At 64.5% G+C, this 22,317-nt stretch carries 21 protein-coding genes; 7 read left to right on the forward strand and 14 right to left on the reverse strand.

All coding sequences use genetic code 11. From position 1 onward, the window contains the following. Window position 1: 1 nt before the first annotated feature. On the reverse strand, window positions 2–802 hold the full coding sequence (locus IVB27_RS02525) for an ABC transporter permease (RefSeq protein ID WP_247441134.1): 801 nt from the start codon (window positions 800–802) through the stop codon (window positions 2–4). Between the two features lie 4 nt (window positions 803–806). Continuing rightward, window positions 807–2,204, reverse strand: coding sequence for an ABC transporter substrate-binding protein (locus IVB27_RS02530; RefSeq protein WP_247441136.1), 1,398 nt, complete (start codon window positions 2,202–2,204; stop codon window positions 807–809). 327 nt (window positions 2,205–2,531) lie between these two features. On the opposite strand from IVB27_RS02530, the gene IVB27_RS02535 reads away from it, so the two are divergent. Further along, window positions 2,532–3,371, forward strand: coding sequence for a Crp/Fnr family transcriptional regulator (locus IVB27_RS02535; protein ID WP_247441138.1), 840 nt, complete (start codon window positions 2,532–2,534; stop codon window positions 3,369–3,371). A gap of 12 nt (window positions 3,372–3,383) precedes the next feature. On the opposite strand, the gene IVB27_RS02540 is transcribed toward IVB27_RS02535, so the two are convergent. The 3 genes from IVB27_RS02540 to IVB27_RS02550 all read right to left on the reverse strand — a co-directional run bounded on the left by IVB27_RS02540 (window position 3,384) and on the right by IVB27_RS02550 (window position 7,504). Next, on the reverse strand, window positions 3,384–4,409 hold the full coding sequence (locus IVB27_RS02540) for a histone deacetylase family protein (protein ID WP_247348938.1): 1,026 nt from the start codon (window positions 4,407–4,409) through the stop codon (window positions 3,384–3,386). Window positions 4,410–4,533: 124 nt separating this feature from the next. Beyond that, window positions 4,534–5,475, reverse strand: coding sequence for an SMP-30/gluconolactonase/LRE family protein (locus tag IVB27_RS02545; RefSeq protein ID WP_247441139.1), 942 nt, complete (start codon window positions 5,473–5,475; stop codon window positions 4,534–4,536). Then, window positions 5,432–7,504: a PQQ-dependent sugar dehydrogenase gene (locus tag IVB27_RS02550; RefSeq protein WP_247441141.1), complete on the reverse strand. Its 2,073-nt coding sequence runs from the start codon at window positions 7,502–7,504 to the stop codon at window positions 5,432–5,434. The genes IVB27_RS02545 and IVB27_RS02550 overlap by 44 nt, the downstream gene beginning before the upstream one ends. A gap of 205 nt (window positions 7,505–7,709) precedes the next feature. Here IVB27_RS02550 and IVB27_RS02555 point away from each other — a divergent pair, with 205 nt between their 5' ends. The 3 genes from IVB27_RS02555 to IVB27_RS02565 all read left to right on the forward strand — a co-directional run bounded on the left by IVB27_RS02555 (window position 7,710) and on the right by IVB27_RS02565 (window position 9,987). Beyond that, window positions 7,710–7,943 (forward strand): DUF6894 family protein, encoded by a 234-nt coding sequence (locus IVB27_RS02555; protein ID WP_247348940.1) that lies wholly within the window; start codon window positions 7,710–7,712, stop codon window positions 7,941–7,943. A gap of 9 nt (window positions 7,944–7,952) precedes the next feature. After that, a complete protein-coding gene (locus IVB27_RS02560) occupies window positions 7,953–8,129 on the forward strand; it encodes a hypothetical protein (RefSeq protein WP_247441143.1) in 177 nt (58 codons plus the stop codon). Between the two features lie 268 nt (window positions 8,130–8,397). Then, the gene (locus IVB27_RS02565) at window positions 8,398–9,987 is read left to right on the forward strand and encodes a gamma-glutamyltransferase (RefSeq protein ID WP_247441145.1); all 1,590 of its coding nucleotides are present in this window, start codon (window positions 8,398–8,400) and stop codon (window positions 9,985–9,987) included. A gap of 2 nt (window positions 9,988–9,989) precedes the next feature. Here IVB27_RS02565 and IVB27_RS02570 read toward each other — a convergent pair whose 3' ends face one another. The 4 genes from IVB27_RS02570 to IVB27_RS02585 are packed head-to-tail and all read right to left on the reverse strand — an operon-like array spanning window position 9,990 to window position 13,460. Next, complete coding sequence (locus IVB27_RS02570; protein WP_247441147.1) at window positions 9,990–11,276, reverse strand: NAD(P)/FAD-dependent oxidoreductase; 1,287 nt, start codon at window positions 11,274–11,276, stop codon at window positions 9,990–9,992. A gap of 12 nt (window positions 11,277–11,288) precedes the next feature. Further along, the gene (locus IVB27_RS02575; protein WP_247441149.1) at window positions 11,289–12,020 is read right to left on the reverse strand and encodes an amino acid ABC transporter ATP-binding protein; all 732 of its coding nucleotides are present in this window, start codon (window positions 12,018–12,020) and stop codon (window positions 11,289–11,291) included. Continuing rightward, window positions 12,017–12,670, reverse strand: a complete 654-nt coding sequence (locus IVB27_RS02580) for an amino acid ABC transporter permease (protein WP_247348947.1) — start codon at window positions 12,668–12,670, stop codon at window positions 12,017–12,019. The genes IVB27_RS02575 and IVB27_RS02580 overlap by 4 nt, the downstream gene beginning before the upstream one ends. A gap of 31 nt (window positions 12,671–12,701) precedes the next feature. Next, the gene (locus IVB27_RS02585) at window positions 12,702–13,460 is read right to left on the reverse strand and encodes an ABC transporter substrate-binding protein (RefSeq protein WP_247441150.1); all 759 of its coding nucleotides are present in this window, start codon (window positions 13,458–13,460) and stop codon (window positions 12,702–12,704) included. Window positions 13,461–13,641: 181 nt separating this feature from the next. On the opposite strand from IVB27_RS02585, the gene IVB27_RS02590 reads away from it, so the two are divergent. After that, entirely contained in the window at window positions 13,642–14,298 is a 657-nt protein-coding gene (locus tag IVB27_RS02590) for a helix-turn-helix domain-containing protein (protein ID WP_247441151.1), read from the forward strand. 269 nt (window positions 14,299–14,567) lie between these two features. Here IVB27_RS02590 and IVB27_RS02595 read toward each other — a convergent pair whose 3' ends face one another. Both IVB27_RS02595 and aptA read right to left on the reverse strand, forming a co-directional pair. Further along, window positions 14,568–15,833 (reverse strand): D-amino acid dehydrogenase, encoded by a 1,266-nt coding sequence (locus IVB27_RS02595; RefSeq protein WP_247441153.1) that lies wholly within the window; start codon window positions 15,831–15,833, stop codon window positions 14,568–14,570. A gap of 70 nt (window positions 15,834–15,903) precedes the next feature. Continuing rightward, window positions 15,904–17,232 carry an omega-aminotransferase AptA gene (gene aptA, locus IVB27_RS02600; RefSeq protein WP_247348951.1) on the reverse strand — a complete coding sequence of 443 codons (1,329 nt, stop codon included), beginning with the start codon at window positions 17,230–17,232 and terminating at the stop codon, window positions 15,904–15,906. A 161-nt stretch (window positions 17,233–17,393) separates the two neighbouring features. Here aptA and relB point away from each other — a divergent pair, with 161 nt between their 5' ends. Together relB and IVB27_RS02610 are read left to right on the forward strand one after the other, a co-directional pair. Then, the gene (relB, locus tag IVB27_RS02605) at window positions 17,394–17,942 is read left to right on the forward strand and encodes a type II toxin-antitoxin system RelB family anti-toxin (protein ID WP_247348952.1); all 549 of its coding nucleotides are present in this window, start codon (window positions 17,394–17,396) and stop codon (window positions 17,940–17,942) included. Between the two features lie 140 nt (window positions 17,943–18,082). After that, window positions 18,083–18,235 carry a hypothetical protein gene (locus IVB27_RS02610; RefSeq protein ID WP_247348953.1) on the forward strand — a complete coding sequence of 51 codons (153 nt, stop codon included), beginning with the start codon at window positions 18,083–18,085 and terminating at the stop codon, window positions 18,233–18,235. Window positions 18,236–18,273: 38 nt separating this feature from the next. Here the strand turns inward: IVB27_RS02610 and IVB27_RS02615 are convergent, their stop codons facing one another. Genes IVB27_RS02615 through IVB27_RS02625 form a run of 3 tightly spaced genes read right to left on the reverse strand, consistent with a single transcriptional unit; the run spans window position 18,274 to window position 22,077 of the window. Beyond that, entirely contained in the window at window positions 18,274–20,535 is a 2,262-nt protein-coding gene (locus IVB27_RS02615) for a xanthine dehydrogenase family protein molybdopterin-binding subunit (RefSeq protein WP_247441154.1), read from the reverse strand. Then, complete coding sequence (locus IVB27_RS02620) at window positions 20,528–21,583, reverse strand: FAD binding domain-containing protein (RefSeq protein WP_247441155.1); 1,056 nt, start codon at window positions 21,581–21,583, stop codon at window positions 20,528–20,530. Before IVB27_RS02620 ends, IVB27_RS02615 begins: the two co-directional genes overlap by 8 nt. Then, a complete protein-coding gene (locus tag IVB27_RS02625) occupies window positions 21,580–22,077 on the reverse strand; it encodes a (2Fe-2S)-binding protein (protein WP_247441156.1) in 498 nt (165 codons plus the stop codon). The genes IVB27_RS02620 and IVB27_RS02625 overlap by 4 nt, the downstream gene beginning before the upstream one ends. Window positions 22,078–22,317 lie beyond the last annotated feature (240 nt).

Consider the following 22,317-nt stretch of genomic DNA (forward strand, 5'->3'; position numbering starts at 1 on the left):
TTCATCGTCTAACTCTTGAGCTGCGCCAGGGCATCAGAAGCCGCCCGGCGGTCGTCAGCAGCCAGCTGGAGCCCATGCCGAGCAGGCCAATGATCAGCATGCCGACGATGATGTCGGCATAATTCTGCAGCGTGTAAGCCTCCCAGGTATAATAGCCGATCCCGAATTGACCGGAGATCATTTCCGCGGTGACGAGACAGAACCACGACGTCCCCATACCGATCGCAAGCCCGGTGACGATGCTCGGCGCGGCGTCCGGCAACACCACTTCCGTGAGAATCGCAAAACCGCCTGCACCGAGGCTCCGGGCGGAGGCGACCAGCCGGCGGTCGACATTCGCAACACCATGGACCGTGTTCAGCACGATCGGAAACAAGGCGCCGATGAAGGTGATGTAAATCATCGACAGCTCGGACGACGGGAACATCAGGATCGAGAGCGGTATCCACGCCACCGCCGGTATCGGCCGCAGCAATTCGAGCGGCGGCAGCAACAGGTCGCTCGCGGCACGCGACCGGCCAATCGCAAAACCCAGGATCACGCCGATCACCACCGCCGCACCGTAGCCCGCGAACACGCGCCAGAGACTATTGGAGATATGCGCTGTCAGTTTTGGCGACCGAAACAAGGCGACGGCGGATTGAACGACCTCGACCGGCGGCGGCACGTTGCGGAAGGTGACGATCCCCAGATTGAGGTGGGTCGTCGAAGCGACCTGCCACAGGGCGATGCAGGCAAGGATCGACAGGCCGCGGATCACCCATCGGATGCCAGCGGGCCGCGCCTGGATTACGATGGCCATCGCTTCACCGGCTCGCAATGAGCGACTCACGCGCCGCCGTGAAGTCGAGCACCGCGCCGCCATGCTGCTTCGACCAGCGTTCGGCCGCGTCCTTGAGCAGGAACGCGCTCAGCTCGCCGCTGGACGATCGCACGAACCAGGCCTGGTTTGCAAACAGCTTGATGCCGCTCTCACGATCCTGAGCGTAGACGACGCGGATGGTCTTGCCGTCCTTCTCAAGGCCGGCGAGCGCCTTGAGCGCGTTCTCGGGCGACGCGTAATGGCGCACATGAGCCTCATCCCTGACCCAGATCTGCGCAACGCGGGTGATGTCGCCGATCTCGGCGCCCGTCGCCGCGTCCATGGCCCGAAGCGGAAGCTGCGCATAATTCGTCAGCTCGGAGTCGTAATCCCGCCCCGCTTGAGCGGCCGCCACGCGGATGAACTTGTCCGTGACGAACTGGTCGATATCGAGATCGCTATCCGCCCGCTTGAGCAGCTTCAGCGTCTTGATCGAGGTTGCGACTGCCTGGCGGTATTCCGGCTTCCAGGTCACGTCACGGGTCTGAAGACCGAGCGGGCCGTGGAAGAGATAGTCGACCTCGGCGTCAATGCCGGTCACCTTCGCGATCAGCTCACTGTACTTTTCTGGCTCCTCCGCGATCAGGCGATCCGCCTCGAGCGCAGCGCGTAAATAGGCGACGACGATCTCCGGGTATTTTACGGCATAGTCGGCGTCGACCAGTCCGCCGTGGAACGTCGGCGCGTTTGCCTGCGCGCCGTCAAAAATCTTGCGCGCAAAGCCGCGCCACGGAAACAGTTCGGCGAACGGGACGAAATCGGCATGCGCCTCGATCTTGCCGGTCTGCAAGGCCGGCCCTGCAACTTCGGGCGCCTGCGTGATGATCTTGACATCGGTCTCGGGATTCCAGCCCTTGGCCTCGATGGCGCGGAGCAACATGCCGTGCGAGGTCGAGGCAAAGGGTACGGAGATGGTCTTGCCTTTGAGCTCGTCGAGCGACTGCACCGGCGAATTTAACGGCACCACGATTCCGTTGCCGCTGCCCTTGGTGCTGCCGGACAGCACGCTGATGAAGAGGCTGCGGCGCCCCGCCTTCTGGAACGCAACGCCGTTCAGCGATCCTGGAAAATCCGCCATCGCGCCGAAATCAAGCTTGCCTGCGACCATCTCGTTGGTGAGCGGCGCGCCGCTGGTAAAGTTCTTCCACTGGATGTCGTAGGCCACATCCTTGTACTTGCCGTCACGGGGTAGGAATTTCTCCAGCAGCTTCAGCTCGCGAATGAGCAGCCCGCCGGTCGCGCAGTTGATGGTCGTATCCTGCGTGCCGACCGCCACCCGGATCGTCTCGGCCTGCGACGGACCCAACATGGCGACGGTGATGGCCATGACGGCTGCACTCATTCTCACAGAGCTCAAATCGATCATCAAACTGTCCTCGGAGGCCGGCCCATGCCGGCGGCGACGCGAGCTGGGACTATCGAAGGCGTGGCGCCAGGGTTGAAGCAATTACTTGCATCGCTGTCGCAGACCGCTCACGTCGTGATTTCGTCATGCAGCGGCGCAAAGGATTTTCTCAAGACAAAGCCATCGGCAGAGGAAACGTTTCGCGGTCGATCGTCGCGCGTATCAAGCTTTGCTAAGTGATTTGGAACGATCGCAAAGAGATGGACATCGCACCACCGCCGCTCTTACCTGTTCGCAAGACCTCTGAGACCTAAACGGATTGCGATGACCATACTCAAGGAAGCTGCCGCGATCGAGCCTGCCGCTTTCGCCGACCGGCCTCACCCAGGCGTTCAGTTCGACTGGACCGACCGCGAGAAGACGCATACCGTCCGCGGTACACGTGCGAAGACGGCGAGCTCGGCGCTGTTCATGAGCGAGACAATCGACGGATTGAATGTCGGTGCGCATTTCCTCGGCCGTTTGTCGCCGCTCGAGCAATCGCGCGTTCACGCGGCCGGCCGCGCGATCACGGTGCCCCAGGGCGGGATGGTATTCAGCCAGGGCGACGGCCACGACGGCATCTTCATCATCCGCGGCGGTCAGGTGCGGGTCTATTATACAGCGCCCTCGGGGCGCGAAATCACACTCGCCTACTGGACGCCTGGACATTTCATCGGCGGTCCGGAGATTTCTGGCGGCGGCATTCACATGTGGTCCGGCATTGCGATCGAGGCCTGTGAGATCACGGCACTCTCCGGCCCTGCGCTCGAGAAGTTGTTGACCGCCATGCCGAGCTTCGCGCTGGCGCTGATCGACGGCCTGATCGCCAAGGGCAAGTGCTACTCCTCGATGGCGCAGATCCTCGGCACGCGCTCGGTGATCGAACGGCTGGCGCAGTTCCTGCTCACCTTGTCGGAGCTTCATGGCGTCGCCGATGGCGACAGCATCGTCATCAACCGCAAGATCACCCATGACCAGATCGCGGCCATGGTCGGCTCGACCCGGCAATGGGTCACGATGATGCTGAAGCGCTTCCAGAACCGCCGCATCATTGCCATCGACGGCAACAGCATCCGGATCAGGCGGGTCGACCTGCTGGAGCAGATCCTGTTCAAAGATTAGGAGGCTGCCCCCTCACCGCGCCTCTTCGAATCCCGCCAGCACCGAGGTCAGGTTCGCGCCCAGAATATCCGAGAGATAGCCGCCCTCCTGCACGAACACGGTCGGCAGGCCCATCTTCGCGATGGCCTGGCCGATGCGGCGGAAGCCGGGCGTGGTGACGGCCAATCCCTTCAGCGGATCGTGCTCGGAGGCATCGAGGCCAAGCGCGATGACGAGGGCGCCGGGCGCAAAGGATTCGATCGCCTTGCGCGCGACGTCCATGGCCTGGATGTAACCGTCGTCGCCGGTGCCGATCGCCAGGGGGATATTGAGGTTGGTACCGAGGCCGGGACCTTCACCGCGCTCATGGGCGTAGCCCCACACGTAAGGATAATACGCGACGGGATCGGCATGGATCGAGACCGTGTAGACATCGGGCCGCGCGTAGAAGATGCCTTGCGTGCCGTTGCCGTGATGGACGTCGACGTCGAGGATCACGACACGCTCGTGCCTCTGCCGCAGATGCGCCGCCGCGATCGCGCTGTTGTTGAGGAAGCAGAAGCCGCCGGCCATGTCGCGATAGGCGTGATGGCCGGGCGGACGGCAGAGAGCATAGGTCGCATCCTCGCCGTCCAGCACCATCTGTGCCGCGGTGACCGCGACGTCGGTGGCTGCGCAGGCCGCAGCCCATGTGCCCGCCCCGATTGGCGCCGCGGTGTCGGCGGTGTGCCAGCCGAGCCGGCCTATGATGTGAGTGGGATAAGTCGCGGCATGGCGCACCGGATGGATGTTGCCGATCATCTCCGGACCGGAATCGCCGAGCGCGGTCCAGGCCTCCCAAGCTTCGCTCAGGAACGACAGATATTCCGGGCTGTGAATGCGCGCGCGGGGCCCCTGCCCGAATGTGGTCGGTTCGACCAGCTGGTGCTTGCCGTCCTTCAGCCCCTTGAGCAGGCGGTCGGCACGTTCAGGCTGCTCGGTGGTGCGCTTGACGACACCGCGGACCAGGAAGAATTGCGGATCGTGGCTGCGATGCAGTTCGGTATGGACAGCTTTCACTCAGACACTCCGTGGTCGCTTTGATGGTGCCACAGTGGTCTAAATCCCTGCGGCGGCCAGACGCAAGCAAGAAGAATGCCCCCCGTCGCACCGCCCTGCGCCGGAAGCAGATCGCCTCTGATGCTCAGCAGCGCCCGCGCTGAAGACAGTGCTCGCGGCCCTGCTGGTCGGTGCGGAAGGACTCGACGAAGCCGCCCTGACGCTGGGTGACGAAGACGGTCTTGCCGTCGCTGCCGCCGAAGGCAAGATTGGTCGGCTCCTTGGCCCTCAACGCGATCTCCCGCTCGACCGCGCCGTTGGCCTTCATCAACGTGATCGTGCCCTTGAGAATGCGCGCGACATAGAGGCGGCCGGCCACGTCGGTGCGCAAACCATCGACGGTGTCGGGCTGAAACGCCTTGACGAGTTTTGCGCCTGTCAGCTCGTTGCCGCTGATGGTGTAGGACCAGATTTGGCCGTTGCTGGATTCGCCGACATAGAGCGTCTTGCCATCAGGGCTGAGATCGATGCCGTTGGTGGTGCCCATCGCGCGCGGCGCCGACATGACCTGTCCCTGCACAGTTCCGTCGGCAGCTTTCGCAATACGCCAGATGTGACCTTCCCTGCCCTTCCAGTTCGGATCGCTCGCATAGATTGTGCCGTCGCGGGCGATCGTGATGTCGTTGGGCTGGTTCATCTCGTCGGAATGAAACCAGATCGCGGGCTCGGTTGATCCCTTCGGGATCGCGAAGATGTTGTGCTTCTTGTAGTCGGCGATGAACATGGTGCCGTCCCGCGCGAAGCGGATGGCATTGCCGACGCTGCCCTCGGGCAGCACCGTGAACGGCTCCGACGTCGCCCCGCCCGCGGGCAGCTTGCCGATGGTGCCGGGCTTGCCAAAATTGACGACGAAGAGATTGCCGTCGAGATCGGCGGCCGGCCCTTCGATGCCGAAGGTGTATTCGCCCGGCGGCGTCACCTGCACGCTTTCGAACAGTTTTGTTTCCGCTCGGGCCGGTGCCGTCGCAAGGACGAGAAGAACGCTACTGCACAGGCACCAGAAATTCCTGCCGGATGTAATAGCCATCGTCGTCGCTGCACTCGCCATTCAGATAGGGATCGGCCGGCCGAAAGAAGCGGCTGAAGCCGGGTTTGTCTACAACGTTCCTTTGTGTCACGACGACGACCTTGGCGGCCGGTATTTCGCCGCATTCCTTGTTCGTTTTCCCAAAGAACTTGCGCTGCGGCGGGCCGGACTTGATCCGCATCCGGGTGCCCGGAACCATTTTCGCCACCAGCAGATCCGCCGTGTCGCGCAGGCCCGCATAGCCGGGCTCGGTCTTCGGCAATTTTTGCCCGCCCGGGGGCATCAGCTTCTCCGCGCCTAACCCACGAAGCCGCGTGCGCAGCTTGCCGGAGTCGGGATCACCCGGATAGATCCAGCCGTCCTGCGACAGCATGAAGCGAAGCACCGTCGCGTCCTTCTGTGCGTCCGATTGGCCGGGCTTCAGCCCGAAATCCGAGTGACAGCCAACGCAGTGCTTCTCGACGAGGCCCTTGCGCAACATCGTGAGGCGGACACCGTTCTGCGCGTCCCCGGCAACGAAGTTCGCGAGTTGATCAATCAGCGCCTGGCTGCGCATGTCGCAGGGCAGCGGCGGCGTCGCATCACCCGCGGCACGGTCGATCCGGATCACGGTCTGGTTCTTGTCCTCGACCAGCCAGATTGCGCCGTCTTCCGCGACCGTCATGCCGACCGGAGCGCCCTGCGGCCGCGCGCCATTGACGCGGTGCCAGCCGGCGATCAGTTCCTCGAACGGCGCGGCGGCGACGTCGCCGGCGTCGGTCTGAAAGCTGTGGGTCGGATCGGCCGCGCAGCTGACGTGGTAACGCACCGGGGCCGGGGCGGACTTCGGGAAGCCGTGGTCGTCAACGTCGTAGACGAGGACACGGCTGCCGGTCGGACGATAGCCATGCAGGCCGACCAGCAGCTTGCCCTCGAGCTCCGGAAATTTCGCGCCGTGATAATAGAGCATCGCGAGCGGCGCGCCATGCGGCGGCAGCAGCGAGAACGGCGCCTTGTAGAGAGCGTTGGCGGTGCACAGCGATCTGTAGACCCCCGACTGCAATACGATCCTGAACTCGGGGCTCGGCGTCGACAAATCGTAGCAATAGGGCCAGCCATAGTGCCGGCCCTGCTCGGTCGCGTTGATCTCCTCGTTCGGCTTGAAGACGTCAGGCAGGTCGCGGCCGTTCTCGGCTTGCAGGAAGGCATAGCCGGCATCGGGAAAGTTCGGGTGCAGCGCCAGCGCCATCGAATTGCGCAGGCCACGCGCATAGACGCTGTGCGGCGGGTCGGTATCGCCAGGCTTCAACGCCGGGAAGACGCCGCCCGGGGGCGGCGTGAACAGCCAGATCGATGCCATCGCGGAAGCACCCTCGGCCGCTGCGCAAGGCTTTGTGATCGGTGCCGGCGTGATGCAGTCGTCGCTGTGCGAGCCGACATTGACGAACAACTGGCCGTTCCTGTCGAACACAAACTGCTTGAACGGATGCGCGCTCTCGTCGAGCCTGGTGCCGTCGGGCAATGTAATCCGGCGGCCCGGCATGTGACGGATGACGGTCTCGACCGTGTCGCGCGGATTGTCGGCGAGCGGATCGAACCGGAAGATCGTCTCGGCGGTCGAGGCATAGAGCTTCTTGTCCGGGCCGATCACGAGGCCGAACGGATACTCAACACCGGTCAGCAATTCCCTGAACCGCTGGCCTTGGGGTGCATGCGGATCGAGCAGCAGCAGCCGGCCATCGGTGTGGCCCCAGCCGGCCATGTCGGCGACCACGAACAGGTCACGGCCGGGCACCTGGATGATCGAGCGCGGGAATTTCAGCCGATCCTCCTCGCTGGCGACGAGACCGGCGCAAAATCCCGCTTTCATGTCGATCTGGATTTTTGGAAAGGCGAGATCGGCGCTGCCGCAGGTCTCCGGACCGATCGCATAGCCGCTCTTGCGGACCGGTTCTGATGAGCCTACCGAGGCGAGGGTCAGGAGGACCACCAAGGCGCCCGCGCATGCGCGCAGGCTTCGGCGCTGACGCGGGAATGTGAGGTAGTTCACGGCGCCTCCCGGACTTTCCGTTCAAAGTTGTTCCATGCCGCCGCAACGCCGTCCAGTTGATCAACACCCCCTTGTGATCAAACCCGCAGGGGTCTTCGTCCCGACCAATCTCCGTAGATTCCCTTACCGGGCTCGGCCCGAATGTTTCGCGAATGCTTCGGGTGGTATTGCTTTGCCGTCCCAATGGATTTCCGAGGAGGCGTGTATGGTTCAGATGTATTTCCATTGTTCCAATGCCGAAGGCACGCTGGTCGATCGGTACGGCACCCCCGTCGCCAATCTGAACGAGGCCCGTGACCGTGCTGCTCAGATCATGCGCTCGATGATCCTGACGCCCGGCACTGAGGACTGGCGTGACTGGGTGATCCATATCAGCGGCGACGACGGCGAGGAGATCTTCGACCTCCCCTTCACTGCCATGCTCGGCAAGCCGCACTGAGGTGATGCCATGTTGTCCCCGTCATTGAGCCTGCTCCGCCAGCCCCTGAACTTCGTCGCCGCCAAATGGCAGACGTTGATCCGGGTCGCGGGCAATCCCTACCGACCCGAGCTTCACTACATGCGCGGGCCCGGCCCGAAATGGCACGCCAAGTATCAGGCCAGCCGGCTGGATCGCGCCCGCTGAGCGCTGCGGCTTCTGCTCCCCACTGACCGGTCTCTCAATTGGTCATGCCCGGGCATAGCCGTCCGAAGGACGGCGTCGCTTCCGCTCGCCTATGCCCCGGGCATTCACATCTTGGCGCCTCCCCCGCCTGCTTCACACCAGCCATGTCGCGCCTCCCTTTCGATGTTCTCGTTGGGGGCGATGTGCCATTGTCCGAGCACTCCGCCAAATTGCGGAGCTCAGCGCAACGAAGCCCAGACAATTCAAGCCAAGACACACAGACATCATCATGCCGCACCAGTTCAGCCTCGCCCAAACCGTCCGCAAGCCCGCCGTCACATCCAAAGGCGGCATCGTCGCCTCGCAATCCCGGCGGGCGGCCGAAGTGGGGGCACAAGTGCTGGCCGCGGGCGGAGATTGCGTGGACGCGATCGTCGCGACCACCTTCGCGCTCAACGTGCTGGAGCCCTGGAACAGCGGCATGGGCGGCGGCGGCGCGATGGTGCTCTACCGCGCCGCGGAAAATCGCTATGAGGTGATCGACTACGGCATGTGCGCGCCGCAAAGCCTGCGCGCCGCCGACTATCCGCTCAGCGGCGAAGGCGCGGCCTCCGATCTGTTCCCTTGGCAGCGGGTGAAGGACGACCGCAACATCCATGGTCCCGGCGCGATTGCCGTGCCCGGCGTCGTCGCCGGCATGGAGGAGGCGCATCGTCGCCACGCCACCCTGCCGTGGAAAGATCTGGTCGCGCCGGCAGCGGCCCTCGCCGGCGAAGGCCTGCTGGTCGACTGGTGGACCACGCTGATGATCACGGCATCGGCGGCGGACCTTCGACGCTATCCCGCGAGCGCGGCAACATTTCTGAAGGACGGCCTGCCACCGAGCGCGCCGTGGGGCATCAAGTCCGAGACGCGACTGCCGCTGGACACGCTGAAGGCGACGTTGTCGCATCTCGCGGCCGCCGGTCCGCGCGATTTCTACCAGGGCGACCTCGCCAAAAGCATCGCTTCCGACATCAAGGCCGACGGTGGCTCGCTGTCGGTAGAGGACCTCGCCGCGTTCCGGGCCCATCTGCGCGAGCCGCTGGCGATTCCCTATCGCGGCGGAAAGGTGTTTGCGACGCCCGAGCTCACGGCCGGACCGACGATGGCTCATGCGCTGCGCCTGTTGCAACAGAATTTGGAGCCGGCGAGCGCGCCGGATGCGGCCGCCTATGCCGAATATGCGGTGGCCCTGCAATCGGCCTATCGCGAGCGGCTCAAGGACATGGGGGATGCCGACGGCAAGCGCTCGCTCGGCGCGGAATATCTGGCACCCGACTGCACCACCCATTTCTCCGTGGTCGACCGCCACGGCAACATGGCGGCGGTGACGCAGACGCTGCTGTCATCCTTCGGCTCGAAATACGTGACGCCGCACAGTGGCATCGCCATGAACAACGGCATCATGTGGTTCGACCCGACGCCGGGCACCACCAACTCGCTCGTATCAGGCAAGCGCTGCCTCACCAACTACACGCCCGTCATCGCCGAGACCAAAGACGGCAAGCGGCTCGCGGTCGGCGCTTCCGGCGGTCGCCGCATTCTGCCCTCGGTGATGCAGCTCGTGTCCTTTGCGATGGATTTTGGCATGGACCTCGATACCGCCATACATCAGCCGCGCATCGACGCCAGCGAAGGCGCGATCGTGATCGGCGATATCAGACTGCCGGCGGACATACGCGAGACGCTCGCGGCGCGCTTCGACTACGAAGAAGCGCGGGTGCAGTCATTGCCGCAAAAATTCGCCTGCCCGAGCGTAGTAATGCGCGACGGCGACACGAATTTTGGCGCGGTCGAGATTTTCCAGCCCTGGGCCGATGCAGTGGCGGAGGGCTGAGCTTAGATCCCCAGCCGGTCGCGCACCCGGCCCGCGATTACCGCGGTCGTCACGCCCACAGGCCAGAACGCGTGCATCGGGATCGGCTTGATGCCGGTGACGGGCATGTCGATCTCGGCCTTGGCGCCGCCGATCAGGCGGCGCGCGAGCTGCGCGCCCATCGCGGTCGAGAGCGCGACGCCGCGACCATTGCAGCCGAGCGAGATCAGGATGTCGTCCGCGGGCTCGTGCACATGCGGGTAATGATCCCCGGTGATAGCGAGCCGGCTGTTCCAGCCATGGGTCCAGGCAATGCCCCTGAGCTGCGGCCATAGCCGTTCTGCATAACGCATGAGATAGGCGACGTCTGAGGGCGAGTTGATCCAGCGCATCGGGCCACGGCCGCCCATCAACAGCCGATTCTGCTGATCGATGCGGTAATAGACGGTGATGTGGCCGCTCTCGTAGAGGACGGGACGCGTCGGCATGATCGAACGCGCGACCTCATCCGAAAGCGGAGCGGTGGCGGCGATCGAGGAAAACACCGGCACGATGGTGCGGCGGAGCGCCGGCCAGAGATTGTCGGTGAAACCGTTGGTCGCGAGCAGCACCTTGTCGGCATGCACTACCGCACGCGGCGTTTCGATACGCCAGCGGCTGCCCTCACGGCGCAGCGACAGCGCCGGTGTCTCACCATGGACCTTCGCGCCAGCCGAGATCGCGGCGCGCGCAAGCCCGCGGGCATAGCTGAGCGGATGCAGATCGCCGCCGCGGGTGTCCAGCATGGCGCCAATGTAGCGATCAGTACCGGTCATCTCGCGCAACTGCTCGCGATTCAGGTACGACACCGGCATGCCCCGGCTGATGCACTGCTGCGCGGTTGTATCGATCGCAGCGGCGCTGGCCTCGTTATAGGCCGCGCGCAGCGTGCCGTTCTGCCGCGCCTCGCACGGGATCTGGTAACGGCGGATCAAATCGTGGGTGAAATTCGTCGTGCCGTAGGAGAAATCGATCATGCGGCGGCCAAGCTCAACGCCGAAATCGGCCTCGATCTGATCGGGGTCGTGCTTCAGACCGGGATTGGTGTGGCCACCATTATTGCCGGAGGCGCCCCAGCCCGGCTCCTGCGCCTCCAGCACCAGTGCCTCGACACCCTGCTCGGCCAGATGCAACGCCGTGGACAGGCCGGTGTAGCCACCGCCAATGATGGCGACCGGGACCGTCTTGTCGACGTCGAGCGGCGGCGTGGCAACCGGCGCGACGGCAGTGTCGGCATAGAGCGAGGGCGGCAGAGGCAGGCGCGCGTTCATGGCGAAGACCGGTCAGAGCGGATGCAGCACGCGGCGCAAAAAGTCCTGCGTGCGCGGATGCTGGGGTTGATTGAGCAGCGCCTTGGCCGGCCCCTGCTCGACGATGACGCCGCCGTCGATGAACAGCACGCGGTCGGCGACGTCGCGGGCAAAGCCCATCTCGTGGGTGACGACGACCATGGTCATGCCGTCGTCGGCGAGCTTGCGCATCACGCCGAGAACGTCGCCGACCAATTCAGGATCGAGCGCCGAGGTCGGCTCGTCGAACAGGATGGCCTTGGGCTGCATCGCCAGCGCGCGCGCAATCGCAACGCGCTGCTGCTGGCCGCCGGAGAGTTGCGGCGGATGTGCGTCGGCCTTCTCGGCGAGCCCCACTTGCACCAGCAGGGCACGGCCGCGCTCGAGTGCCTGCGCACGCGGCTCCTTCTTCACATAGAGCGGACCTTCGATGACGTTCTCCAGCACCGTCCGGTGCGGAAACAAATTGAAGCGCTGGAACACCATCGAGACCTGGGTGCGGATTTTCACGATCGACGGCGCGTCGCGGTCGACCTTCAATCCCTCGACGCTGATCTCGCCGCGGTCGTAGCTTTCGAGCCCGTTGATGCAGCGCAAGATGGTGGACTTGCCGGAGCCGGACGGACCGACGATGCAGACCACCTCGCCCTTCTGCACCGACGCCGTGATGCCCTTGAGCACCTCGTTCTCGCCAAAACTCTTGTGGACGTCGGTAAGCTCGATCATTTCTTGCCGGCCCGTTTCTCGAAGTGACGGACCAGCAGGATCAGCGGAATGCTCATGGTGAGATACATCAGGGCGACAAGCGTGAACACGTTGGTGTTCTTGAAGGTCGAGGACGCGATCAGCTTGCCCTGAAGGGCGAGCTCGGCGACCGTGATGGTCGAGGCCTGCGACGAATCCTTCAGCATCATGATCATGACGTTGCCGTAAGGCGGCAGCACGATGCGCACCGCCTGCGGCAGCACCACGCGGCGCATGGTGAGCCACCAGCCCATGCCGATCGACTGCGCCGCCTCGATCTGCCCCTTGTCGATCGCCTCGATGCCGGCGCGAAAATTTTCCGCCTGATAGGCCGAGTAGGCGATGCCGAGCCCGAGGATCGCGGCCTGCAACGCGCTGAGCGTGACGCCGAGATCCGGCATCACGAAGTAGAGGTAGAACAACAGCACGATGATCGGAATGCCGCGGATCACATTGATCAGGCTGGCGCTGAGCATCGACAGGACGCGGATGCCGGAGACCCGCATCATCGCCCAAACGAGGCCAAGCACCGTCGAGAGCAGCAGCGAGCCGATGGTGACGACGATCGTCAGCACGACGCCGCTCATCAGAATCGGGAAGAATTCAGCCGCGTCGTGCCAGAAGCCTTTCATCGATCAGCTTTCATCGATTGGCTCTGTTCGATCAGCCCTGCGCCTTCAGGCCCCATTTATCGAGGATCTTGTCGATGGTGCCGTTGGCCTTCAGCTTCGCGAGCGAGGCGTTGATCTTGCCGAGCAATGCGGTCTCGCCCTTGCGCACGCCGATGCCGACCGAACCGACAGTGACGGGCTTGTAGCCGTCGACGAGACGCACCTCGGGGAAACCGCCCTGCTTGAGATTATAGGCGAGGATCGGATAGTCGGCGTAGCCGGCCTTGAGGCGGCCGGTGTTCACGTCGCGCAGGATGTCGGGGATGGTGTCGTAGGCCTTGACGTCGGCGAACAGGCCGGACTTCTTCAGCGCGTCGACGAAGGCGGTGCCGACTTGGGCGCCGACCGTCTCGCCCTTCAGATCATCCTGCGTGGCGTAGGTCTTGGTGTCGCTCTTCGGCACCACGAGGCCTTCGCCATAAGTGTAGATCGGGTCGGAGAAGTCCACGACTTCCTTGCGCGGCGCCGTGATGAACATCGCGGCAGCAATGATGTCGATCTTGCTCGAAGTCAGCGACGGGATCAGCGTCGAGAATTGCATCGGCTCGATCTGCACGTTGAAGCCAGCATCCTTGCCCACTTCAGTGACGAGATCGACCATGATGCCCTGGATGGTATTGGTCTTGGTGTCGAGGAAGGTGAAAGGAATTCCAGTCGGCGTCGAGCCGACCTTCAGCACTTGCTGCGCCGAAGCCGGCAACATTGCTGCAATCGCGAGTGCCGCGACCGCGGCCAGACCAAAACGCTTCATCGCATTCCCCTTTGGGTCCGGCCGATGGCGGCGCTCGCGCGTGTCATAATCTCAGACGTTGCGGGCCAAGCCGTTTCGGCCTATTTTCACCAATATGAAAATTTGGTCACACTTTCACGAGCGATGCAAGCGGTTTTCATGCACATGAAGGAAGCGGTTTGACGTGAGCGGTGGCAAAAGAATGCGCAGACCGGCAGTAGCAAAGCCGGCAAAGAAGGTGAAGGCCAAAGCCAACACCAAGGCTATCGCCAAAGCGGCCGAGCCGGCGATGGACGTCGCGGTCGGGCGTCGTATTCGCGATCTCAGGCGCATCCGGCAATTCTCGCTCGAGACGATCGCTTCGCGCACGGACCTGTCGATCGGCTTCCTCAGCCAGATCGAGCGCGGCTTGTCGTCGCCGTCGCTGCGCGTGCTGGCGACGCTTTCCGACGTGCTCGGCGTCGGCATCGCCGCGCTGTTCGGCGCGAGCCCGAACGCCGACGGTGCATCCAACCAAATCGTCACGCGCGGGCTTCAGCGGCCCGAACTGAAACTCTGGCGCACCGGCGTGTCGAAGCAATTGCTGAGTCCGGCCAGTGCCGACAACCGGCTCAATCTGTTCCTAGTCCATCTGGAGCCCGGCGGCTCCACTGGTGATGAGCTCTACGCCCATGACGGCGAGGAGGCCGGCCTCGTGCTCGAAGGCGAGATGATGCTGACGGTGGACCGCGAGACATGGTCGCTGAAGACGGGCGACAGTTTTAGATTCGCGAGCCGGCGGCCGCACCGGTTTTCAAATCCGGCTGAGGATGCGAAAGCCGTGGTGCTGTGGGTGAATTGCGTGACGGGGGCGGGGTAGTTTCTTTTCGCTCCGCGAGCACGATCTCAGTCCCGTCATCCTGAGGTGCGAGCGAAGCGAGCCTCGCAGGATGCACGGCCCCGATAGAGCCGGGCTGTCGCCCTTCGAGGGCCGCCGAAGAAGTGGCCACCTCAGGGTGACGGTGATGGATGGAATACGCGGAGCCTCCACGCCGTCATTGCGAGCGAAGCGAAGCAATCCAGACTCTCACCGCGGAGACACTCTGGATTGCTTCGTCGCTTCGCTCGCAATGACGAGAGGATAGAGCTCTAGCCGAACCGATATTTGTATCGGTCCACCGTCAACGCGCTGACATCGACGTCCGGCTTCTTGCCCGACAGCATGTCCGCGAGCACGCGGCCGGAGCCGCAGGACATGGTCCAGCCGAGCGTGCCGTGGCCCGTGTTGAGATGGAGGTTGGCGTATTGCGTTGCCCCGATCACAGGCGGGCCGTCCGGTGTCATCGGCCGCAGACCGCTCCAGAACGTCGCCTTGGAGAGATCGCCGCCGCGCGGGAACAGATCGGTCAGCGAGTGATCGAGCGTGGCGCGCCGCGCATCATAGAGCTGGCTCGAGAAGCCGGAGATTTCGGCGGTGCCGCCGACGCGGATGCGATTTCCCAAACGGGTAATGGCCACTTTGTAGCTCTCGTCCATCACGGTGGATTCCGGTGCGCCGGAGGCGTCCTTGATCGGCACCGTGATCGAATAGCCCTTCACGGGATAGACCGGCAGCGAGATGCCGAGCGGCGCGACCAGACGCGACGACCAGCTTCCGAGCGCGAGGACATAGCTATCTGCCTCCAACATTCCGGCGCTGGTCGCGACACCGCTGACGCGCGCGCCGTCGGTGACGATGCGGTCGATACCGGTGTTGAACATGAAGCGCACGCCGAGCGCTTCGGCGTGCTTGGCCAGCGCCTGCGCGAACATGTGGCAGTCGCCGGTCTCGTCCTGCGGCAAGCGAAGTCCACCGGCGAACTTCTCCTTCACGCTCGCCAGAGCCGGCTCGACCGCGACGCAGCCCTCGCGGCTCAGCACCTCGTAAGGCACGCCATACTGCTTGAGCACGGCGATTTCCTCGCCAGTGCCGTCGAGCTGGGCCTGGTAGCGGAACAGCTGCAGCGTGCCCTGCGAGCGCTCGTCATACTGGATGCCGATGTCGCGGCGCAGGTCGCGCAGGCAATCGCGGCTGTACTCCGCGATCGGGATCATCCGGCTCTTGTTGATCGCATAGCGCTCGCTGGTGCAATTGCGCAGCATTTTAAGCAGCCAGACCCACATCACGGGGTCGAGCTTCGGCCGGATCACCAGCGGGCCGTGCTTCATCAGCAGCCATTTGACTGCCTTCACCGGTACGCCGGGGCCGGCCCACGGCGACGAATAGCCGGGCGACACTTCGCCGGCGTTGGCAAAGGAGGTCTCGAGCGCCGGCTCGGGCTGACGGTCGACGACCGTCACCTCATGACCGGCACGCGCGAGGTAGTAGGCAGAGGTGACACCGATGACACCGCTGCCGAGGATCAAAACTTTCACGCTTCGTCAAACTCCCGCGGCATTACGCTCGCCGCTGCAAGAGGACACTCCGCAACGGCGAGAGCAATTATCAGGCCACCCGCTTGATGGCGTCGCCAAGGATCGAGACGATATCGTCGATGTGGCTCTTCTCGACGATCAGCGGCGGCGACAGCGCAAAGGAGTCGCCGCTCATGCGGAAGTACAGCCCGCGATTGAAGCAGTCGACCATGACATCGTAGCCACGCGCACCGACGGTGCCGTCACGCGACGACAGCTCGACCGCGCCCATCAGGCCGCAATTGCGGATGTCGACGACGTTGGGCAGGCCCTTCAGCGAATGCAGCGCATCGCGCCAGTATTCGGCGATCGACGCGCCGCGCGTGAGCAGGCCTTCGTCCTTGTAGATGTCGAGCGTGGCGATACCCGCGGCGCAGGCGACCGGATGCGCCGAATAAGTGTAGCCGTGGAACAGCTCCATCGCGTTCTCCGGGCCGACCATCAGGCCGTCATGCACCTTGCGGCTTGCGAACACTGCGCCGCAGGGAACGGTGCCGTTGGTGATGCCCTTGGCCGTCGTCATCATATCAGGCGTGACGCCGAAGAAGTTGGCTGCGAACGGCGTGCCGAGGCGGCCGAACCCGGTGATGACCTCGTCGAAGATCAGGAGGATGCCGTGCTTGTCGCAGATCTCGCGCAGGCGCTGGAGATAGCCCTTCGGCGGCGGCAGCACCGCGGTCGAGCCCGGCACCGGCTCGACGATGACGGCGGCGATGGTCTCGGCGCCGTGCAAGGCCACCAGACGTTCGAGATCGTCGGCGAGCTCGGCGCCGTGTTCCGGCTGATCCTTGGCGAAAGCGTTGCGGGTGAGATCGTGGGTGTGGCGGATGTGGTCGACGCCCGGCAGCAGGGTTGCGAAGGCGCGGCGGTTGGCGACCATGCCGCCGACCGAGGTGCCGCCGAAGCCGACGCCGTGATAGCCGCGCTCACGGCCGATCAGGCGGGTGCGGCTCGCCTGACCGTTAGCCCGGTGATAGGCGAGCGCGATCTTCAGCGCGGTGTCGACCGACTCGGAGCCGGAATTGGTGAAGAAGATGCGGTCGAGGCCCTTGGGCGCGATCTCGGCGAGGCGTTCGGCGAAATCGAACGCCAGCGGGTGGCCCATCTGGAACGACGGCGCGAAGTCCAGCGTCATCAGCTGCCGCTCGACCGCGGCGGCGATCTGCTTGCGGCCATGGCCGGCATTGACGCACCAGAGGCCGGCGGAAGCGTCGATCACCTTGCGGCCGTCGACGGTGGTGTAGTGCATGCCCTCGGCCGAGGAAAACAGGCGCGGCGCCTTCTTGAACTGCCGGTTGGCCGTGAACGGCATCCAGAACGAGTCGGTCTTGATGGTGTTCGGAATCTGATGAAGGGTCACGGGCCACGCTCCTTTGCTGACATGCTACCAGAGCCACGGCTTTAAAAGCGCAACAAGTCCTTTTCTGATGACCTGTAAACCATTGATTTGACTGGGGCTGCCGGGCCATATTTGCGCGATCCGCAACACCTGCAACACGGGACCAGGGCAAGGACCAGGACATGAGCGTCGATATCGGTGGACGGCTGCGATTTATCCGGGCGCGCCAGAAGCTGTCGCAGCGCGAGCTCGCCAAGCGTGCGGGCGTCACCAATTCGACGATCTCGCTGATCGAGTCCAACCAGATGAACCCGTCCGTGGGGGCGCTCAAGCGCATCCTCGACGGCATTCCGATGGGGCTCGCCGAATTCTTTGCGCTGGAGCCGGAGAGCCGGCGCAAGATCTTCTATCGCTCGGAAGAGCTGACCGAGGTCGGCAAGAAGCCGATCTCTTATCGCCAGATCGGCGACAATCTGTTCGGCCGCAGCCTTCAGATCCTGAAGGAGCGCTACGAGCCTGGCGGCGACACCGGGCGCGTCCATCTCGTCCATGACGGCGAGGAAGGCGGCATCGTGATCTCCGGAAAGCTCGAAGTCACCGTCGAGGACGAGCGGCGCATCCTCAACCCCGGCGATGCCTATTATTTCGAGAGCCGTCGTCCGCATCGTTTTCGCTGCGTCGGCGGCAAACCGTGCGAAGTGATCTCGGCCTGCACACCGCCGACGTTTTGAAGCTATCCGCGATCCTACGGAGCCACCGGTATCTTACGGAGCTTGAGCCATCTCAATTTCCGCAGCCTGATCCTCTATATGTTTCGAGCCATAGCCAAGCAGCCTCCGCTTTCCGGAGCCGCTTCGTAACAGGGCTCGCTATGAAGATCACGCTCGCAAATGCAGAGGCTGCACTCGATGAAGTGCAGCGCGATAGCGACAAGCTCCATTCGGAGGAGCTGCGCAAGGCCATCGCGAACTACATCGAGTCGCAGCGAGAAGCGCTCAAGGCTCTTCGCAAGAGGCTGCACTAGCACGCGGCGGAACGAGACGGCCTCGCCCGCCCGCGGCCTCAGAGCTTCGTCAGCAGCTCCTCGATCCGGATCGGGAAACGACGCACACGCACGCCGGTCGCGTGCCAGACCGCGTTGGCGACCGCGCCTGCGCTGCCCGTGATGCCGATCTCGCCGACGCCCTTGATGCCGAGCGCGTTCACATGCGGATCGTGCTCCTCGACCATGATCGCGTCGAGCGGCGGCACGTCGGCATTCACCGGGATGTGGTACTCGCCGAGATTGGCATTCATGATCCGGCCGCTGCGGCGGTCGGTGATGGCCTCCTCGTGCAGCGCGAACGACATGCCCCAGATCATGCCGCCGAACAGCTGGCTCTGCACCATGCGCGGATTGACGATACGCCCCGCGGCGAAGGCGCCGACCATGCGGGTGACGCGGACTTGGCCGAGTTCGGGATCGACTTTCACCTCCGCGAACACGGCGCCATGGGCGTGCATCGCATACTCCTCCATCGCCGCCGGATTCGGCGCGCCGGTGCCGCGCGCCTCGACCTCGGCAACGTCGGCGCGCGCGAGAATCTCGGAATAGCCCTCGCCGCGGCTTTCGTCGTCGCGTCGGATCAGCCTGCCATCGCGCGCGATCACGCCGGCATTGCCGGCACCGAACAGCGGCGAGCGCTCATCGTTGGCGGCGAGATCGGCGAGCTTTGCGATCACGGCCGCGCCCGCGCTATGGATTGCGGCACCTGCGGTCGCCGTATGCGCGGAGCCACCGGCAATGCCGGCATCGGGCAGATCGGATGAACCCGCCTTGAACTCGACGCGGTCGATATCAAGCCCAAGTTCGTCGGCCGCGATTTGCGCAAGCGCCGTCCAGGCCCCCTGCCCCATATCATGCGCGCCGATCTCCATCGCGCCGGAGCCGTCGCGGCGAAGAACCGCACGTGCCTCGGCCTGGAACATCAGCGCCGGGAAGGTCGCGGTGCCCATGCCCCAGCCGACCAGAAGGCCATCGTCGTCGCGCATCTGCCGCGGCTGAAGCGGTCGCTTCGCCCAGCCGAACCGCGCCGCGCCCTGCTCGTAACAGGCGCGCAGCGCCTTGGACGAGAACGGCTTGCCGGTGATCGGCTCGACCTCGGCATAATTCTTCAGGCGGAAGGCGAGCGGATCGATGCCGCAGGCCCAAGCCATCTCGTCGATCGCGCTCTCCAGCGCGATCGATCCGGTCGCCTCGCCGGGCGCGCGCATGAATAGCGGCGTGCCTGTGTTGACGCGCACGGCGTCGTGCGAGGTGCGGATTGCAGGCGCTGCATAGAGCGTGTGCGAGGCATCCGCTGCGGGCTCGTAAAAATCGTCGAACGTGCTCGACACGGTCCTCGCATGGTGATCGAGCGCGGTCAGGCGCCCCTCGCCGTCGGCGCCGATGCGCAGCCGCTGCCGCGTCGGCGCGCGATGACCGACCGGGCCGTACATCTGCTCGCGGCGCAGCACCAGCTTGACCGGTTTGCCGACGAGCTTTGCCGCCATGATGCCGAGGACCGGAGGACCAGCCATGAGCCCCTTCGAGCCGAAGCCGCCGCCGAGGAACGGGCTGCGGATGTGGATCTTGTCGTGCGCGATGCCGAACAACTCGGCAACACGCGCAAGGGACAGCATGAGACCCTGGGTCGGCATGTCGATCTGCAGACTGTCGCCATTCCAGCTTGCCACGATCGCATGCGGCTCCATCGCGTTGTGATATTGCGGCGGCGTCTCGTAAATCGCGTCGATCTGCTTCTCGGCGGCGGCAAGGCCGGCCTCGACATCGCCGCGGTGATTTTCGGTCGGATTGCCCACGCCCACAACCGGCGGCACGAAACTTTCGCCGGCGTCGAGTCCCACGAGCGCGGGCAGCGTCTCATAGCGCGGCGCCAGCAACGCCGCGCCTTCCGTGGCCGCTTCCAGCGTCTCGGCGATCACGACGGCGATGGGCTGGTTGGCGTAGCGGACCTCATTGCTCTGCAACACCTCCATCCGGAATACGAATGGATTGGTCTTGATCTCAGGGTCGATCGCGAGCTCAGGCTTGTGGTCTGATGTCATGACATCAACCACGCCGGGATGGCGCCTGGCAGCGGCGACATCGAGCGAGGTCACACGGCCGCGCGCGATGCTGGCGACGGCCATCACCGCAAACAGCATGCCGGGCGGATGATTATCGGCAGCGTAGGTTGCCTGGCCCCTGACCTTGAGGACCCCGTCGCGGCGGGTCAGAGGCTGGCCGATATTCGAGCCGTGGCGCAGATGGGCGGGCGCGCTGGTGAGATTTAGCTCAGGCATGAATGGCTCCGGACGTCGAGGCAAAGGGAGAGGCCGGCAGCGCGGGGATACGCGCGGGCGTACCGGCGGCGGCGAGGGTCAGCGCGCGCACGACGATGCGGCGCGCGAGCTCGATCTTGAAGGCGTTGTCGCCGGACGGCTTTGCGTCGGTGAGCGCGCGCCGGCCGGCTTCCTGGAAAGCGTCCACCGTAGGCGCAACGTTTCTGAGCACGTCCTCCGCGGCTCGGGCGCGCCAGGGCTTTGCGGCGACGCTGCCGAGCGCAAGCCGCGCCTCCACGATCTTGCCGTTCTCGATCCGCAACGCAGCCGCAGCGGAGACGACAGCGAAGGCGTAGGAGGTTCTATCGCGAACCTTGAGATAGCGCGCATGCGCGGCAAAGCTGCGTGCCGCGGGCGGCAAACGCACCGCGACGATCAGGTCGCCGGGCTCGAGTGCGGATTCACGCTCGGGCGCATCGCCCGGCAGGCGGTGCAGCTCGTCGAGCGCGATCTCGCGCCGCCCGTTCCTGCCCTCGATCTCGACGACGGCATCAAGCGCGACCAGCGGTACGCAAAAGTCGGACGGATGCGTGGCGATGCAGCTTTCGCTCCAGCCGAGCACGGCGTGGGTGCGGTTCTCGCCGTCGCGCGCGTCGCAGCCGCTGCCGGCCTCGCGCTTGTTGCAGCGGCTGGCCGTGTCGTAAAAATAGGCGCAGCGCGTCCGTTGCAGGAGATTGCCGCCGACGGTCGCCGCATTGCGCAGCTGCGCCGATGCGCCGGAGAGCAGCGCTTCAGCGACGGCCGGATAGGACCTTGCAAAGTGGGCGTCATGCGCAAGATCGGCGTTGCTCACCAGTGCTCCGATGCGCACACCACCGTCGGCGAGGCATTCGATTTGATCGAGCCCGTCGAGATGCGTAACGTCGACCAGACGATCCGGACGGCTGACGCCGCCCTTCATCAGATCGAGCAGATTGGTGCCGGCAGCGAGATAGGCCGCACCCGGCTGCGCGGCGGCAGCGACGGCCTCGGCGACCGTGGCAGGCCTGACGTAATCAAATTGCTTCATGCGGAGCGCCTCTGATTGGATTCGTCCATACTCGCCTGGGCGTCGAGCACGGCATCGACGATGCCGGCATAGGCGCCGCAGCGGCACAGATTGCCGCTCATGCATTCACGGATGCGCTCGGGATCGTTGCCGGCCTGCGCCTCGCTCATCATGCCGATGGCGCTCATGATTTGGCCGGGCGTGCAGAAGCCGCACTGAAAACCGTCATGGGCGATGAAGGCGGCCTGCACGGGATGAAGCTGGTCGCCGCGCGCGACGCCTTCGATGGTGAGAATATCGGCGCCGTCATGGCTGATGGCGAGCGCGAGGCAGGAGTTGATGCGCTTGCCGTCGACGAGAATGGTGCAGGCGCCGCATTGGCCGCGGTCGCATCCCATCTTGGTTCCGGTCAGATGCAGGCGCTCACGCAGGAGATCGAGCAGCGTGACGCGCGGATCGTCCAGGACGAATTCGCGCCGCGCACCGTTCACGGTGAGGCTGATGGAGTGGTTCATACAAGGCTCCGATCAGAGATGGACATGAGTGATCGCGCGGCGCGCCACCGCCGTGGCCGCCGTCGATACGCGCCGCCCGAACATTATCCGAGCCAACGTCTTCCGCGAAGATACGGAGGCAGCCTCCGCTTAGCAAGGGCCGGCAGGAAATATTTGGAATTCGTCAAAAGCCCGTGCGCATCAACGCGATGCAGCTAACCAAGGGTTCAATCTAACCAATTCGTGATCTACATTGCGTGG

This window comes from Bradyrhizobium sp. 197 (assembly GCF_023073375.1).
Lineage (GTDB): Bacteria > Pseudomonadota > Alphaproteobacteria > Rhizobiales > Xanthobacteraceae > Bradyrhizobium.